The following is a 16,337-nucleotide window of genomic DNA, read 5'->3' on the forward strand; positions in this document are numbered from 1 at the left end:
GCCTCATGAGCAATACCGTTCAAATCAAAGTGCCGGACATCGGCGACTTCAAGGAAGTGGAAGTCATCGAAGTGCTGGTCGCCGTGGGCGACACGATCAAGCCCGAGCAGAGCCTGATCACCGTCGAGTCCGACAAGGCCTCGATGGAAATCCCCGCGTCGCAGGGCGGCGTGGTGAAGTCCATCAACGTGAAGGTCGGCGACAAGGTCGCCGAAGGCACGGTCGTGCTGGAAGTGGAAGCTGCAGCGGGCGCCGCCGCAGCCGCCGCGCCCGCCGCCAAGGAAGCCCCCAAGGCCGCCGAGGCGCCCAAGCAGGCAGTTCCGGCTGCGGCAGCCGCGCCCGCCGCGGCCAGCTTCAAGGGCTCGGCCGACGGCGAGTACGACATGCTGGTGCTGGGCGCCGGCCCCGGCGGCTACTCCGCCGCCTTCCGCGCCGCCGACCTGGGCCTGTCCGTGGTCCTGGTGGAACGCTACGACACCCTGGGCGGCGTCTGCCTGAACGTGGGCTGCATTCCGTCCAAGGCGCTGCTGCACAACGCCGCCATCATCGACGAAGCCCGCGAGCTGGCCGCCCACGGCATCAGCTTCGGCGAGCCCAAGATCGACCTGGACAAGCTGCGCGGCTACAAGGACAGCGTGGTCGCCAAGCTGACCGGCGGCCTGGTCGGCATGGCAAAGGCGCGCAAGGTCACCGTGGTGCATGGCGTGGGCGAATTCGCCGACCCCAACCACCTGACCGTCAAGGCCGCCGACGGCAAGACCCAGACCCTGCGCTTCAAGCAAGCCATCATCGCCGCCGGCAGCCAGTCGGTGAAGCTGCCGTTCCTGCCCCAGGACGACCGCATCGTCGACTCCACCGGCGCCTTGCTGCTGCGTGAAGTCCCCAAGAAGATGCTCATCATCGGCGGCGGCATCATCGGCCTGGAAATGGGCACGGTGTACTCCACGCTGGGCGCGCGCCTGGACGTGGTGGAAATGCTGGACGGCCTGATGCAGGGCGCCGACCGCGACCTGGTCAAGGTATGGCAGAAGAAGAACGCCTACCGCTTCGACAACATCATGTTGAAGACCAAGACCGTGGGCGCGGAAGCCAAGAAGGACGGCATTTACGTCAGCTTCGAAGGCGAGGGCGCTCCCAAGGAGCCGCAACGCTACGACCTGGTGCTGCAAGCCGTGGGCCGCAGCCCCAACGGCAAGAAGATCGGCGCCGACCGCGCCGGCATCGCCGTGACCGACCGCGGTTTCATCGAGGTCGACCGTCAGATGCGCACCAACGTGCCGCACATCTACGCCATCGGCGACATCGTCGGCCAGCCCATGCTGGCGCACAAGGCCGTGCATGAAGGCCACGTCGCCGCCGAAGCCGCCGCAGGCCAGAAGTCCTTCTTCGACGCCCGCGTCATTCCGTCGGTGGCCTACACCGATCCGGAAGTGGCCTGGGTGGGTCTGACGGAAGACGAAGCCAAGAAGCAGGGCATCAAGATCGAGAAGGGCGTGTTCCCCTGGGCCGCCTCCGGCCGCGCCATCGCCAATGGCCGCGACGAAGGCTTCACCAAGCTCATCTTCGACGCGGAAACGCATCGCATCCTGGGCGGCAGCATCGTCGGCACCCACGCCGGCGACCTGATCAGCGAACTGGCCCTGGCCGTGGAGATGGGCGCCGACGTCGTCGACATCGCCAAGACCATCCACCCGCACCCGACCCTGGGTGAATCGGTGGGCATGGCTGCCGAAGTCGCCGAAGGCGTCTGCACCGACTTGCCGCCGATGAAGAAGAAGTAAGGCATGGGCCGCCCCTAAGCGGGCGGTTCTCCATCCACGCAATAAAAAGCGCCGGCCCTGTATGGGAGCCGGCGCTTTTTATTGCTGGTTCGCGGACTACGCAACAGCCGTCGCTATCTGGATGGCAAATTGCGTAAAGGAAGCGGAAAAGCGGGAGCGAAAAATTAGAGCGGAAAAGCCAGTCTTGCCGCGCGTGCGCTTCAGGCGTGCGTATTGATGCGCGAGCCCAGCGTGGCATCCACGGCCAGCACCGGCAGCGACTGCATCAGCGTCAAGGCGGTATCCGCTTGCGCATTGAGGGCCTTCTTCAGCACGCGGGCCTGCACTTCCTGCATGAGGTTCGCGTCCTGCAAAGCCAGGGCGGTATTGACGGTACTGCTGATCGATGCGTCCATGCTCGGGTGTCCTAGTGTGTGGAAGGAGGCTCAAACCGACACCGGATTATCGCGTGGACTGCGCCGCAATGCACGAGTTTCGTGACCGAAAACACCGGTGCTCACGCAGCGACGGTAATCCCCGGCGCATGCGTGCGCCGCGCGGGTTCGACCACGATCTCCACATGCTGATCCAGCGACACCAAGGCCCGCATCAAACGCTCCAGCGAGATGTTCTGCAGCTTGTAGCGTCGAATCTGCGAAACCTTGGGCTGGGTCATGCCCGTAAGCGCTGCGGCTTCGATCTGGCTGAGCCCCCGCTGATCGATCAACTCATTGAGCTTGAGCGCCAACGCCGCCTTGGCCGACAGTTCCGCGGCATCTTCGAAACCAAGATCCAACAAGACGTTGTCGGTGCCCGTGGAATGTCCTTTACGTGTCATTGCGAACTCCTGCCGGACTCATGCCGAGCCAAAACCGCCTTCACGCGCTTCTCGATGAGCGCGATATCCGGCTGCGGCGTAGCGATGCCGGACTTGGACTTCTTCTGGAAAGCATGCAACACATGGACCGCGTCAGCCACGCGCACGGTATAGACAGCCCGAAACGTATCGCCGAGATAGTCATCCACCAGCTCGTACACGCGCGGCCCCAACCCTTTCCAAGGCTTGGCGGTGACTGGCATGCCGCCCAACTGAACGACGAACAGCGCCACGCCCAGGTCTTTCTGGACTTCGAGGGGAAACTTCTTGAAGTCCTTCTTGCTGGCGCCCTCCTAGTACAGCATCTTTCTATCCACGATTATATCCGTTCAGATATAAACAACAAGCCCCTCCAACCGCAGCCCGCCAAGTACTGAAAAGCCAGGCCGAACGATCTGGTGAGCGGGGATGCGTGCAGGACAGATGCGTAGGCCAGTCTTGCCATGGCTGCGGGCTGCGATAGCCGCGCAGCAGGCAGGATAGGCGTACGCAGTTCAACGTTGTGGCGGACAGGGACGGTTTCAGCACTGGCCGCGGGATCGGCGGGGCTGTCGTGCGTTGCGGCGTGCTTGGGATACCGGCCGGCCGGCACCGGCCGAGCCAGGCTCAGGCCCGGTGCAATTCAGGCAATGGCTGCGGCGCGGTGGCGCAGGCGCATGCGGCAGCCTTGAAGGAAGGCCCGCAGCTTCATGGCCGGTTCGGGCATTCCTTGATGGTGCCCCACGCGCGATTAGGCTCACAGAACTGATTGCGGGCGGCCCAGGCGCAGTCGGGGCGATCAAAAAAGCCCAGCGTTGCGCAACGCGCCAACTCGTTTCTCAGCTCGCCTACCCAGGCCGTAGGATCTTCGGCGGGGATTTCGGTCACGCGCAAGGTGGACCTGGGCGCGGCGCTGACAGTGTTCGTCGTGTCCGGTGCCGCGCGCGGCGCTGCCGCATGCTCATGCTGTGCAGGCGAGGCGGGCTGTGGATCGGCAGGCGCCGGCTCAGAAGCGGGACTGGACTCAGGTTGGAGTTCTGCGGGACCTGGATTCGAACGCGAATCCGAATCCGAACCGGCTGCTTGTGTTGCCGGCGCCACCGATGTCGGTTCGGGCTGACCGAATACAGGCCCTGCGTTCGAGCTTGGTGCGGGCGTCAAAGGCACCCGTACCGGGCCGGCAGCCGTGGCGCCGGAAACCGCCGTATTCGGCGAACTCCAAGACACCACCAACAGCACCAGCGCACCGTAGATCGCCAGCGTATACAGCACGGTCAACGTGGCATAACCCACCCGCTTACCCGTGATTGGCCGCGCGTCTTCGCGTCCCACCAGGGCGCGCCAGCCAACCAGCGCGGCGCCAGGCGCCGAAATCAACCACCAGAACATCCGTCGCAGCGGACCGGGCTCCTGTGGAGCGGGCGCGCCCTGTGCCTGCGCAACCAGCAATTCGCGCAAGGCGCGGTTCTCTTCGCGCAGACGCAGGGTCTGCTCGTCCATCGGCGCCTGGGTATCTGGATCCGGGATGCTGCCGTGCTGCGTAGCGAGTGGATCGGGGGGCGTCGCGGTCATGTTGTGAAAACTATAGATACAAAATCGTGCAGTCGCGAGTATGAGGCAATCGGCGCAAGTGAAAAAGGGGAATAGTCTGAAAAAATGGGCCTAGATTGGGACTCGGGCGCCCCTGGGGCTGTAACACACCCCGAGTGTTCCGTCGTGCCGTGCTGCGGCTCGGGCGGACGGCCAGCGGTTCGGCGCTACTGCGAGTCCTCGCTAATACCCGTCGATTTGGCCGCTATTCGCGGGATTTTCTTGACGATAGGGCTGTTAACGTGGCTCCTCCATTTTTCCGCCCATGCTTTCAGGAGTTCCCGTGGACGCCACCATCCCCGTTTCGTCCGACGACGACAGCGCCAACCAGGAAATCGCTCGCCAGTACGACGAGCGGCCGTATGCCTCGGAGGCGTTTTACTATTCCTCCCCCGCACATATCCAGGCAGTTGCACACCTGTACGGCGTGACCGCGCCTGCGCCCCATCGCGCGAGAGTGCTGGAAATCGGCTGCGCGGCAGGCGGGAACCTCCTGCCATTCGCGTTGGCCTATCCTGATGCGGAGGTGGTAGGGGTCGACCTCTCGCCGGTGCAGATCGAGGCGGGCCGGCGGGTACTGGCGCGCACAGGCGTGAAGAACCTGACGCTGCATGCCATGAGCCTGACCGATATCGGGCCGGAGTTCGGCAAGTTTGATTACATCATTGCGCACGGCGTTTTCAGCTGGATCCCTCCAGCTGTGCGCGAAGCGCTGATGAAGCTGAGCCATACCAACCTAACTGAAGAAGGCGTGGCCTACATCAGCTACAACACGTACCCAGGCTGGAAGGCGGGAGACATCATTCGGGATGCCATGACTTTGCATGCGCATGGACTGACCTCAGGCAAGGAGCGTGTGGAGTCGGCCCGGGCGGTGATCAACATGTTCAAGCAGGGGACGGCAGGCAGCAATACGCTGGGTGCGGCGCTCGGCAAGATCACTCATGCCCTGGATCGCTTGCCGGACTATTACCTCGAACACGAATACCTTGAGACCTTCAATTCACCGTGCTACCTGGTCGAATTTGCCGACCTCGCCATGCGCAGTGGGTTGGACCACATGGGAGATGCCCAACCCCAGCTGGAAATTTCGGCAAATTATGGGCAGAACGTGCAATTGAATCTGAGCCTCACCGCAATTGGTCAGCCCAGGTTGGTCCGTCAGCAATACCTGGATTTTCTCGTCGGACAGAACTTCCGCAAGAGCCTGCTGGTGCAGCTCTCGCGCCAAGCCGAAATGCTGCATCAGCCCGACCCGGCTCGAGCCAGCGCGCTCCGCCTGGCTGCGCACTTTGACAAGGTGGATGCACCCGCCGATGTTTCCTCCCAGCCTGGTGAGCAATGGTTGCGCGATCAGAATGGAGTCATGCTGTGTGCCGACAATGCGGCAACGTTGGCTGTCACGGACCTGCTGTCGCAGACATGGCCTCGTTCGTTGACGGTGGCAGAGATTGTTGACCGTATCGACTTGCCCGCTGCCGACATCGAACGGGCTTGGTTGCATCTGGTCTCCGTCGGGCGGGTATTGCTTGCGCAGGACCAGACTCCCTACGATGCCATGCCGCAAGACATGGCGCCCAGCTTGATACCCGGTATCGTGGCGTTGCTTGATGCAAAGGCTGGGGATGATAACCAAGTGGCGCCTTCGAACCTCTGGCATTGCCCCGTCTACTGGACGCCCGATGCCGTGCAATTCTGGACCATGCGTCAGATGGACGGCCAGCGCAACGACGCCGCGTTGAGCAAGCTGCTGCGCGATGCATGGCAACAAGGGATTGTGTCGGGGCCCAATGGGGAAAGCTTGAAGGGCCAACGCAATCTTGACGCCTTGGCACAGCGTTTCATCAGGACGCTATTGGAAATCTTGCGCCATCACGCGTTGCGGCTTTCCTGAGCGCGCCTACCGCCAGATCAATCCGGCGCCTCTATGAGGCGCCTTTTTTTATGAATGATGTAAACAAAAAAACGCCCGCGCGGTGAGGCGGCGGGCGTTTCGTTGCCATGAGCCGGCAGGGCATGCGCCCATCCGGCATTTGGCTATTGGTGCTTAGCGCAGCAGCGACAGCACGTTCTGCGGAACCTGGTTGGCCTGGGCCAGGACCGAGGTGCCGGCCTGTTGCAGGATCTGGTTCTTGGTCATGTTCGACACTTCGGTCGCGTAGTCCGAATCTTCGATGCGCGAACGGGCTGCGGACAGGTTCGTGATCGTGTTGTTCAGGTTGGCAACGGTCGATTCGAAGCGGTTCTGCAGGGCGCCCAGCGTGCTACGCAGCGAATCAACGCTCGCCAGTGCCTTGTCCATGGTGGCCAGCGCGTTGGTGGTCGAGCCTTGCACCAGCGAACCGAAACTGACCGTCTTGCCGTCGGGGGTGAACGTGGCGGTGCCCGCTACTGCGGTGAAATCAGCCTTGGCCGGATCCAGGGCGATGTAGTACGAGCCCGTCTTGGTGTCGTCGATGTTGAAGCCGGAGGCCTTCAATGCAGCCGATTCAGCAGCGCCGTTTGCAGTGATGTTCACCTTGGCGAACCAGTTGCCCGAATCGTCCTGATAGGCGTCCGCTTCCAGAGCGACGCTACCGGCCGCCACGCCCAGGCGGGCGCTCAGGTCGGCTGCAAAAGTGCCGCCAGCGACGCCGAGCTTGGTGACTGCGGTGCTGTCGCCGTAGTTGGCCTTGATTTGAGCCTTCTGCGCGGCGGTCGTACCGTCGACCTTGGTGGCGGTGCCCTTCACGCCGTTGACGTTGAAGCCTTGCAGGCCCAGCGTGGAAGCGGTGATTTCCTTCAGATCGATGTCGATGGTTTCGCCGTCGTTGGCGCCGACTTGAATCTTCAGGGTGCTGTCCTTGGCCAGGACCTTCACGCCGTTGAACTGGGTCTGGGCCGACACGCGGTCGATTTCTTCCAGGCGCTGCTTGATTTCGTCCTGGATCGAGTTCAGGTCGGTGCCGGAGTTCGTGCCGTTGGTGGCTTGCACGGACAGTTGGCGGATGCGCTGCAGGTTGTTGTTGATTTCGTTCAGCGCGCCTTCGGTCGTCTGAGCGATCGAGATGCCGTCGTTGGCGTTGCGGGCGGCTTGGGTCAGGCCCTTGACGTTCGCGGTGAAGCGGTTGGCGATGGCCTGGCCGGCGGCGTCGTCCTTGGCGCTGTTGATGCGCAGACCCGACGACAGACGCTCGATGGCGCTGCCCAGAGCCGATTGCGACTTGTTCAGGTTGTTTTGAGCAACCAGCGAGAGATAGTTGGTATTGATGACTGCAGCCATGTTCAGGCTCCCAAGAGAGAAAGGCTTCTTCAAACTGGGCAGCAAGGCCGCCCACTGGTGTTAACGGGAAAGTTCGTCGACTTTGTGTCTAGGAATCTCTCCGTTGCCAGGATTACGGCAGTCCAAAATCAATCTTTAGCGCTATTTCGCGAAAGTCGACATTTTTCTTCTGTCCGAAGGGATGGGGCCGTTGCCTGGCCTGAGGCCAGGCTGCTCAAGCCGCTGCGCTTATATAGTGCAAGGACGCAAGTCTTCATCGTTCCTACAGTCGGACGGATGTAGAGAGCGCGTGTCCGCGGTCTTTCATGTGTGGTCGGCGCGCAATGTAAAACGGACGCGAGGCGCGTCCGTCATGTTCAGGGGCCTTGGCGGCCAGGGCTGTCGCGGCAAAGGCGTTCCGGCGCGTGCCGAGCTTGCGCCTATCTATATCACCTGCGCAATCTGCCCGTCCTGGGGCAATTCCTGCCACGCCTGTTCCTTCAGCTTCGCCCGTATCCGCGCCGTCGCCTGCGACCTCAGTTGGCACACCCGCGCCTCGGTCACATTCAGGATCGCGCCGATTTCCTTCAGGTTCAGCCCCTGTTCGTAACAAAGCGACAACAGCAGCTTTTCACGCTCGGGGAGGGCGTCAATGGCGTGGATCAGCGCCTGGCGGAAATCGCCGGCCAGCAGCGAATCCAGCGGATTGCCGCCGGCGGCGCCATGGTTCAGCGTGGCGGCCCAGTCGGATTGGCCGCTGGCCGAGTCGGGTTCGGTGGTGAAGTCCTCGTAGTGCACGATCTGTACGCCCTGGGCATCGTGCAACAGTGATTGGTAGTCGCCCAGCGGCATGTCGAGCTGCTGCGCGATTTCGGCTTCGCTCGGGGCGCGCATCAAACGCTGTTCCAGCTGCTGGATGGCCTGCTCGATCTTGCGCGCCTTGGCGCGCACGCTCCGGGGCAGCCAATCCTGGCCGCGCAATTCGTCCAGCATCGCGCCGCGGATGCGGGTGGTGGCGTAGGTCTCGAACTGGGCGTCGGCGGTTTCCTGATAGCGGCGCACGGCGTCGAGCAGGCCGATCATGCCGGCCTGTATCAGGTCGTCGAGTTCTACGCTGGCGGGAAGCCGGGCGAGCAATTGCAGGGCCAGCTTCCGCACTAGCGGGGCATATTCGACCAGGCTGTCATCTGCGTGAGGCATTGCGGGAATGTCGGGCGGTGTCCATCGTTGCGCGTGGTCTGTTGTTGTCAATTTGCGACATTGTCGACAAACGCGCGGCTGCGCTAAAGCTGGGTGGATTTAGTGATCTGCAAGGTGCCATTGTCGGCAAACAACACCGTTTCATTCCTCAAAGTACGCAATGTTTTGAATGCTTATTTGCCAAATTGACGTAAATTCGTCTGAAATTTATATGTCAAGGTGTATCGAAAGCGGTAAGTTGCGCAACATCAACAAAGTTTTGTCATATAAGTCATAGAAAATGACATCAGCTGTGGTAAATTTTACTTAAATTGCGAACAAATGATACATTTCGCATTAAAGCAGAATGTATCGAACGTAAAAGCGCCGGAATTCCGGTGCTTTTGCTTACACAAGCCCCCATCGGCGGGATAGGGAATAGGGAGTCGGGCGTGCAACAAGTCGAAAATTCATTGCTGACAGACATTCGTGAAGTGAATCTGTCCTATTTGTTACTGGCGCAACGCATGTTGCGCGACGACTATGCGGCGTCGATGTTCCGCTTGGGATTCAGCAATGAGGTCGCTGACATCCTCATGCGCCTATCGCCGGCGCAATTGGTCAAGCTCGCAAGCTCCAGCTCGCTGCTGTGCCGTTTCCGTTTCGACGACTACAGCCTGCTGTCCGCGCTGACCCACGACGTTCTGGGTGGTGCGCTGCAGCAAGCGCATGCAACCATCCTGCTGGCCAAGCAGCCTGTCGAAGAATTGGCCTGACGGCCTGATCATTCCATCCGGAAGCACGTGTAATGGCCACCAAGAGCGTTTCGCAGGAAGCGGATGACATTCTGCTTGCCAGCTCCATGATCACTTTGGGAGCTCGGCTGCAGGTGCTGGAGGCTGAAACCAGCCTCAGCCATGACCGCCTGGCGCGCCTGTACCGCGAAATCCGCGGCTGCTCGCCACCCAAGGGCATGCTGCCTTTCTCGGTCGACTGGTTCATGACCTGGCTGCCCAACATCCATTCCTCGCTCTTCTATAACGTGTATTCGTTCCTGAATACGCGTACCAGCAGCAAGGGCATACGCGCCACCATCGACGCCTATCGCCTCTATCTCGAAAATGCCGGCACCGATGCCGCTGAAGGCGCAGAGCCCGTCCTGAGCTTCACGCGCGCCTGGATGCTGGTGCGTTTTTTCGATAGCGGCATGCTGCAAATGTCCGCTTGCCGCCAATGCGGAGGGCATTTCATCGCCCATGCCCACGATCCCCAATCGGATTTCGTGTGCGCGATCTGCCGGCCGCCACCCCGCGCCGGCAAGACGCGCGCTGCGGCCAAGGCCCGCGCCGGAACTCGCCCTGCGCCCGCTGCGAGTACCGCCCGGCTTTGACCGGCGGTATCCAAATACATCAAAAGCCCTGGAAAACCCCCCGTAACCCGCCTTTTTGGGTCGAGGGGAACAGGGGATCATTGACGCCGGTTTTAGACTTCGTTGGCAGGGGCCTGATGTGTTGATTGTTATCGGTTTTCTCGTGGTGGGCGTGTCGGTCGTCGGCAGCTTCATAGCGCTGGGCGGCCATTTGGGCGCGCTGTACCAGCCGTTCGAACTCACGCTGATCTTCGGGGCGGCTTTTGGCGCTTTCATCGCCAGCAACAGCAAGAAGTCGCTGATGCTGGTCAAGGCCGCGCTGCCCGACGCGCTGAAAAGCTCACGCTACGGCAAGGACGTGTACATGGAGCTGATGGCGCTCCTGTATGTGCTGCTGAACAAGGCGCGCCGCGAGGGCCTCATGGCCATCGAATCGCATATCGAAGACCCGGAATCCAGTCCGATCTTCAGCGAGTATCCCCGCATCGCCAAAGACGCCAAGCTCATGGAGTTCATCACGGACTACCTGCGCATCATGATCAGCGGCAACATGAGCTCGTTCGAAATCGAGACGCTCATGGACGAGGAAATCGAAACCTACCGCCATGAGCGCGAGGTTCCCGTGCGCGCCTTGCAGCAGATGGCCGACGGCCTGCCGGCCTTTGGCATCGTGGCCGCGGTGCTGGGCGTGATCAAGGCGCTGGCCGCCGTGGATCAGCCCCCGGCGATCCTGGGCGACTTGATTTCCAAGGCCATGGTGGGCACGTTCCTGGGGATTCTGCTGGCCTACGGCTTCGTCGGTCCGCTGGCTTCGCGAGTCGATCGCCGCAGCGACGAAGCCACCAAGGTGCTGGAATGCATCAAGACCACGCTGTTGGCCAGCATGAATGGCTATCCGCCCCAGTTGGCCGTGGAATTTGGCCGCAAGGTGCTGTTCTCCGCCGTGCGTCCGACTTTTGGTGAGCTGGAAGAGCACGTCCGGCAAGCCAAGTCCACCGCCACCGGCAAGGCCTGACGGAGCGGGCCATGAGCACGGTAAACAATCACCGCGTGGTGATCCGCCGCAAGAAGGGCGGGCATGGCGGGGGCCACCACGGCGGCAGCTGGAAGATCGCCTACGCCGACTTCATCACGGCCATGATGGCGTTCTTCCTGGTGATGTGGCTGATCAGCATCGTGCCCCGAGAAGAGCTCAAGGGCATCGCGGAGTACTTCCGCATGCCGTTGCGCGTCGCCATCACGGGCGGCCCCAGCAGTTCGGCCGAGACCAGCGCGGTGCCGGGGGGCGGCAAGGACCCCTTGCGCAGCGAAGGCGACGTGCGCCGCGCGCAGGGCAACCGCGTCGAGGCGCAGCCCATGGGCGACGCCGAGCGCCGCGAACAGCATCGCTTGGAAAACCTGAAAAAGCGGCTTGAGAACGTCATCGAGACCAGCCCGGTACTGAAGAGCTTCAGGCCGCAACTGCTGATCGACCTGACCACCGAAGGCTTGCGCATCCAGATCATCGATAACCAGAACCGTCCGATGTTCGCCACCGGCCGCGCGGAAGTGCAGCCCTACATGCGCGACATTCTGCGGGAGCTGGGGCCGGTCCTGAACGAATTGCCCAACAAGGTCAGCATATCCGGCCACACCGACGCGTCGCAGTACGCCCGCGGGGAGCGCGCCTACAGCAACTGGGAGCTGTCGGCCGACCGTGCCAACGCATCGCGCCAGGAACTGGTGGCGGGCGGCATGAACGAAAGCAAGGTCCTGCGCATCCAGGGGCTGTCGTCCAGCATGAGCCTGGTTAAAGATGACCCGTATGCGGCCGTTAATAGACGCATCAGCCTAGTGGTGCTCAACCAGAGCACCCAGCGGCGCATCGAGAACGAGAACGCCGCGGCTGCGGACGTGAGCGCCAAGGATGCCCGCGAGGTGGGAACGGCGGTGGAAGCGGCGCAAGCCGCGGCCCAGGCCACGACGGCAAGCAAACCAGGCGAGGCGGAGAACACCCCGCCCGCGGAAGGGGTTCGATAGCAATGGCGGCAACGATTCTGGTGGCGGACGACTCGGCGACGATGCGGATGATCGTCCAGGCGACGTTGACGGGCGCGGGATGGAAAGTCCTGACGGCCGGCAACGGCCAGGAAGCGCTCGAAATGGCCAGGCGCCATCAGGTGGACCTGGTGGTCAGCGACTGGAACATGCCGGTCATGGGCGGCCTGGAGCTGATTCAGGGCTTGCGCCAGGAAGACGAGTACCTGGACGTCCCAGTGTTGGTCTTGACCACCGAGGACGATGTGGACAGCAAGATGGCCGCCCGGGATCTGGGGGTCTGTGGCTGGCTTTCCAAGCCGGTTGACCCCGATGTGCTGGTGGAATTGGCGTCTGAACTGCTCGACGAGCAGGCCGGCGCGTAAGCAGGTTCATTTTTGAAGGCGTACGGGCCATGAGTTCTGGTTTGGACCTCAGTCAGTTTTACGAGACCTTTTTCGACGAGGCGGATGAGCTGCTCGCGCAGATGGAGTAGTTGCTGCTCGAGCTCGATGTGGGCGCGCCCGACATCGAACAGCTCAACGCGATTTTTCGCGCGGCCCACTCGATCAAGGGTGGAGCGGCGACGTTCGGCTGCTTCACGCAGCTGGCGGGCACGACCCATTTGCTGGAAAACCTCCTGGATGCGATCCGTCGCGGCGAAATGGCGCTGCGCACGGACATGATCGATATTTTCTTGGAAACGAAAGACGTGCTCAAAAGCCAACTGGATGCCTATCGGGCCTCCGAAGAGCCCGATGAAGCCGTGTTTGAGCGTATCTGCGCCGTCTTGAGGCAGCTTGCGCTGGAGCATAAGGATCCCGCCGCAGCGGCTGAGGCCCCGGCAGCGGCGGCGGTTCCGGCCCCGGCGCCGGTGCCAGCGCCAGTCCCCGCGCCGGTGGCTGCGGCGCCTGCGCCGCAAGCCCTGGCCGCGGAAGCCGGCAGCCTGCCGCTACGCGTGCGGATTACCAAGGTCTCGGATAAGGATGCGGCCTCCCTGCTCGAAGAGATGGGCAATCTCGGCACTGTGAAGGCCAGCGAACACGCCGGCGGCACGCTGACCGTATGGATGGAAAGCACCTGCACGCCCGACGATATCGAGGCCGTGTGTTGCTTCATCATCGACGGCGATCAGCTGGAAATCAGCCGTGAAGCGGCGCCTGCGGGTACCCCTCAGCCTGCTGTCGCGGCGCCGGCACCGGCGCCAGCAGTGGCCGCGGCCCCGACTCCCGAGGCGCCTGCGGTAATCGAGTCGACAGCTTCCGCCGAGGCGGCCACGCAGGCGACCCGCGCGGCGCGGCCTGCCGCGTCTGCCGCGGCGCATGCCGACAAGGAATCCACCTCGATCCGCGTCGGCGTCGAGAAGGTCGACCAGGTGATCAACCTGGTGGGCGAACTGGTAATTACGCAAGCCATGCTGGCGCAGACGGCTTCCACGTTGGATCCGGTGCTGCACGACCGCCTGCTCAACGGCATGGAACAGCTGGAACGCAATGCCCGCGACCTGCAGGAAGCGGTCATGTCCATCCGGATGATGCCGATGGACTACGTGTTCAGCCGCTTCCCGCGCCTGGTGCGCGACATCGCCGGCAAAATGGGCAAGCAGATAGAACTGCAGACCTATGGCCGCGCGACGGAACTGGACAAGAGCCTGATCGAACGCATCATCGATCCGCTGACCCACCTGGTGCGCAACAGCCTGGACCACGGCATCGAGACGCCCGAAAAGCGCGTCGCTGCCGGCAAGGATCCTGTTGGCCAGCTGGTGCTGTCGGCGCAGCATAACGGTGGCAATATCGTCATCGAGGTCAGCGACGACGGCGGCGGCTTGAGCCGCGAAAAGATCCTGAAGAAGGCGATCGCGCAGGGCTTGCCGGTAAACGAGAATTCGCCGGACGACGAAATCTGGCAACTGATCTTCGCGCCCGGTTTTTCCACCGCCGAAAAGGTCACCGATATTTCGGGCCGCGGCGTGGGCATGGACGTGGTGCGCCGGAACATCCAGGACATGGGTGGTCATGTGCAGCTGTCGTGCGAGCCGGGCAACGGCACCACGACGCGCATCGTGCTGCCGCTGACGCTGGCGATCCTGGACGGCATGTCGGTGCGCGTCGGCGAGGAAACCTTCATCCTGCCGCTGAACCACGTCACCGAATCGCTGCAACCCACCAACGACCAGATCTATTCCGTTGCCGGCAACGAGCGCGTGATGCAGGTGCGCGGCGAATACCTGCCGCTGGTCGAGATGCACCGGGTGTTCTCGGTGAGCGACGCCCAGACCGATCCCACGCAGGCCATCGCGGTCATCATGCAGGCCGAGGACCGCCGTTTCGCGCTGCTGGTGGATCACCTGATCGGACAGCACCAGGTCGTGGTGAAGAACCTGGAATCGAATTACCGCAAGGTGCCGGGCATTTCCGCCGCCACCATCCTGGGCGATGGCAGCGTGGCCCTGATCGTCGACGTATTTGCGCTTGCGCGCGCCAACCGCGAGCGTTGGTCGCAGCCCGAAGCCATTCTGAATTGATGGAGAAATAAACCTCATGGCAGCCAAACCGCAAGCGCAATCCGCGCGCAACGAAGATGTCGGCAGCGAGTTCCTGGTTTTCACGCTGGGCGACGAAGAGTACGGCATCGACATCCTGAAGGTGCAGGAGATCCGCGGCTATGACGCCGACACGGTCACCCGCATCGCGAATGTTCCGCCGTTCATCAAGGGCGTGACGAATCTGCGCGGCATCATCGTGCCCATCGTCGACCTGCGCATCAAGTTCAACCTGGGCCGCGTCGAATACAACGAGCAGACCGTGGTCATCATCCTGAACCTCGACCGCCGCGTGGTCGGCATCGTGGTGGATGGCGTGTCCGATGTGCTGATGCTCAATTCGGGCCAGATCCGCCCGGCGCCGGAATTCGGCGCCACCTTGTCCACGGAGTACCTGACGGGCTTGGGTACGGTGGACGAGCGCATGTTGATCCTGGTGGATATCGAGAAAATGATGACCAGCGACGAAATGGCGCTGGTGGAGAAGGTCGCTTCCTGATCGGAACGGCCTGCTTGGGAGGTAGAAGCGCCATATTGAACCCAATGTGGCGCTTTCCTTTAACGACTTCAATCTGGGAGTGGTTCTTGTGATGCGCAAGTTTCTCGCGAACATGACGATACGCAGCAGCCTGTTGTGGGTGCTGGCGTTTTTCTCATTCATGTTGGTGATCGGGGCCGCGCTGGGCGTGCTGTCCCTGCGCATCAGCAATGGCACCCTGGCGGAGATCAAGCAATCGCAGGAGCTGGACGATGCGGTCGGCCGCGTCGTCTCCAGCTACAAGGACAGCATGACCGGGCTGGGTCGCGCGGCCGCGGCCAACTACGCGGACATCGTGAAGAACGTGGGGCAGCCCACTTTGCTGACCCAGGGTTTGTCGTCCGAGGCGGCCGGCCTGCTGGAACGCGCCAAGGCCTCCATGAACAAGGGGCAGGCCGAGTACGAGTATTACAAGAGCCTGGCCCGGCCCGCCGAAGCGACCGACGCGCTCAAGGAAATCGACGAGTCCTACGATGCGCTGGTCCGGCAAGGGCTGGCGCCGCTGGTCGCCGCTCTGGAAAAGGCGGACATGCCGGCCTACCAGAAGCAGGTTCAGACGGTGCAGGACGCCCTGGAGGGACGTTACGCGCGCGCGATCGAAGGCTTTGATTTCTGGCGCGCCAGCAAGATGCTGGACGCCCATGAGGTGGCGCAGGTGCGTTACCGGTTCGTCTTGATGGCGGTCGCCGCCGGCGGGGTGATCGCCGCGCTGTTGGTGTTCGCAACCTATGTGTTCCTGCGCCGCCGCGTGCTGCTGCCGCTGAAGGAGGCAGGCCATCATTTCGACCGCATCGCCGGCGGCGATCTTACGGCGCGCGTGGACGTGCGCAACACCAACGAAATCGGCCAGCTGTTTGCCGCCCTGAAGCGCATGCAGGAAAGTTTGACGCGCACGGTGGCGTCGGTGCGCCGCGGCGTGGATGAGATCAACGTGGGTTCGCACGAGATCGCGGCGGGCAACACGGATCTGTCCAGCCGTACGGAACAGCAGGCGGCCTCGCTGGAGGAAACCGCAGCCTCGATGGAAGAGCTGGCCTCGACCGTGAAGCAGAACGCGGACAACGCGCGCCAGGCCAACCAATTGGCGGCCAGCGCGTCCGACGTGGCCGAGCGTGGCGGTTCGGCAGTGTCGGAAGTGGTCAATACCATGCAGGAAATTTCCGCCAGCTCGCGCAAGATTTCTGAAATCGTCTCGGTGATCGACGGCATCGCGTTCCAGACCAACATCCTGGCGCTGAACGCG

General features: G+C 62.4%; 14 protein-coding genes and 2 pseudogenes. 10 read left to right on the plus strand and 6 right to left on the minus strand.

All coding sequences use genetic code 11. The features are described from left to right. Positions 1–5 precede the first annotated feature (5 nt). Positions 6–1,781: a dihydrolipoyl dehydrogenase gene (lpdA, locus tag BRO63_RS12400; RefSeq protein WP_088140083.1), complete on the plus strand. Its 1,776-nt coding sequence runs from the start codon at positions 6–8 to the stop codon at positions 1,779–1,781. 200 nt (positions 1,782–1,981) lie between these two features. Here the strand turns inward: lpdA and BRO63_RS12405 are convergent, their stop codons facing one another. The 4 genes and pseudogenes from BRO63_RS12405 to BRO63_RS12420 all read right to left on the minus strand — a co-directional run bounded on the left by BRO63_RS12405 (position 1,982) and on the right by BRO63_RS12420 (position 4,116). Further along, positions 1,982–2,176 (minus strand): YjfB family protein, encoded by a 195-nt coding sequence (locus BRO63_RS12405; RefSeq protein WP_088140084.1) that lies wholly within the window; start codon positions 2,174–2,176, stop codon positions 1,982–1,984. 101 nt (positions 2,177–2,277) lie between these two features. Continuing rightward, complete coding sequence (locus tag BRO63_RS12410) at positions 2,278–2,598, minus strand: helix-turn-helix domain-containing protein (RefSeq protein WP_088140085.1); 321 nt, start codon at positions 2,596–2,598, stop codon at positions 2,278–2,280. Continuing rightward, positions 2,595–2,942, minus strand: a pseudogene (locus BRO63_RS12415) (type II toxin-antitoxin system RelE/ParE family toxin). Before BRO63_RS12415 ends, BRO63_RS12410 begins: the two are co-directional and overlap by 4 nt. A 382-nt stretch (positions 2,943–3,324) precedes the next feature. Then, positions 3,325–4,116 carry a hypothetical protein gene (locus BRO63_RS12420; protein WP_256943291.1) on the minus strand — a complete coding sequence of 264 codons (792 nt, stop codon included), beginning with the start codon at positions 4,114–4,116 and terminating at the stop codon, positions 3,325–3,327. Positions 4,117–4,489: 373 nt separating this feature from the next. Between BRO63_RS12420 and BRO63_RS12425 the strand changes: the two genes are divergently transcribed. Continuing rightward, on the plus strand, positions 4,490–6,100 hold the full coding sequence (locus BRO63_RS12425; protein ID WP_179215084.1) for a methyltransferase regulatory domain-containing protein: 1,611 nt from the start codon (positions 4,490–4,492) through the stop codon (positions 6,098–6,100). Between the two features lie 153 nt (positions 6,101–6,253). On the opposite strand, the gene BRO63_RS12430 is transcribed toward BRO63_RS12425, so the two are convergent. Next, a complete protein-coding gene (locus BRO63_RS12430) occupies positions 6,254–7,468 on the minus strand; it encodes a FliC/FljB family flagellin (RefSeq protein WP_088140088.1) in 1,215 nt (404 codons plus the stop codon). Positions 7,469–7,891: 423 nt separating this feature from the next. Continuing rightward, positions 7,892–8,647, minus strand: coding sequence for an RNA polymerase sigma factor FliA (locus BRO63_RS12435; RefSeq protein WP_088140089.1), 756 nt, complete (start codon positions 8,645–8,647; stop codon positions 7,892–7,894). 431 nt (positions 8,648–9,078) lie between these two features. Between BRO63_RS12435 and flhD the strand changes: the two genes are divergently transcribed. The 8 genes and pseudogenes from flhD to BRO63_RS12475 all read left to right on the plus strand — a co-directional run. Then, positions 9,079–9,402 carry a flagellar transcriptional regulator FlhD gene (flhD, locus tag BRO63_RS12440; RefSeq protein ID WP_013393369.1) on the plus strand — a complete coding sequence of 108 codons (324 nt, stop codon included), beginning with the start codon at positions 9,079–9,081 and terminating at the stop codon, positions 9,400–9,402. Positions 9,403–9,434: 32 nt separating this feature from the next. Then, positions 9,435–10,016: a flagellar transcriptional regulator FlhC gene (flhC, locus tag BRO63_RS12445; RefSeq protein ID WP_088140090.1), complete on the plus strand. Its 582-nt coding sequence runs from the start codon at positions 9,435–9,437 to the stop codon at positions 10,014–10,016. A 118-nt stretch (positions 10,017–10,134) separates the two neighbouring features. After that, positions 10,135–11,010 carry a flagellar motor stator protein MotA gene (gene motA / locus BRO63_RS12450; RefSeq protein ID WP_088140091.1) on the plus strand — a complete coding sequence of 292 codons (876 nt, stop codon included), beginning with the start codon at positions 10,135–10,137 and terminating at the stop codon, positions 11,008–11,010. A gap of 11 nt (positions 11,011–11,021) precedes the next feature. After that, positions 11,022–12,014, plus strand: a complete 993-nt coding sequence (gene motB / locus BRO63_RS12455) for a flagellar motor protein MotB (RefSeq protein ID WP_088140092.1) — start codon at positions 11,022–11,024, stop codon at positions 12,012–12,014. A 2-nt stretch (positions 12,015–12,016) separates the two neighbouring features. Continuing rightward, positions 12,017–12,397 (plus strand): response regulator, encoded by a 381-nt coding sequence (locus BRO63_RS12460; protein ID WP_088140093.1) that lies wholly within the window; start codon positions 12,017–12,019, stop codon positions 12,395–12,397. Positions 12,398–12,426: 29 nt separating this feature from the next. Further along, positions 12,427–14,538 (plus strand): annotated as a pseudogene (gene cheA / locus BRO63_RS12465) (chemotaxis protein CheA). 16 nt (positions 14,539–14,554) lie between these two features. After that, positions 14,555–15,055, plus strand: a complete 501-nt coding sequence (cheW, locus tag BRO63_RS12470; protein WP_013393375.1) for a chemotaxis protein CheW — start codon at positions 14,555–14,557, stop codon at positions 15,053–15,055. A 91-nt stretch (positions 15,056–15,146) separates the two neighbouring features. Then, positions 15,147–16,337 (plus strand): Tar ligand binding domain-containing protein (locus BRO63_RS12475; protein ID WP_088140094.1); only part of this gene is annotated, 1,191 nt, incomplete at its 3' end.

The organism is Achromobacter xylosoxidans (assembly GCF_002192695.1).
GTDB lineage: Bacteria > Pseudomonadota > Gammaproteobacteria > Burkholderiales > Burkholderiaceae_B > Achromobacter > Achromobacter xylosoxidans_C.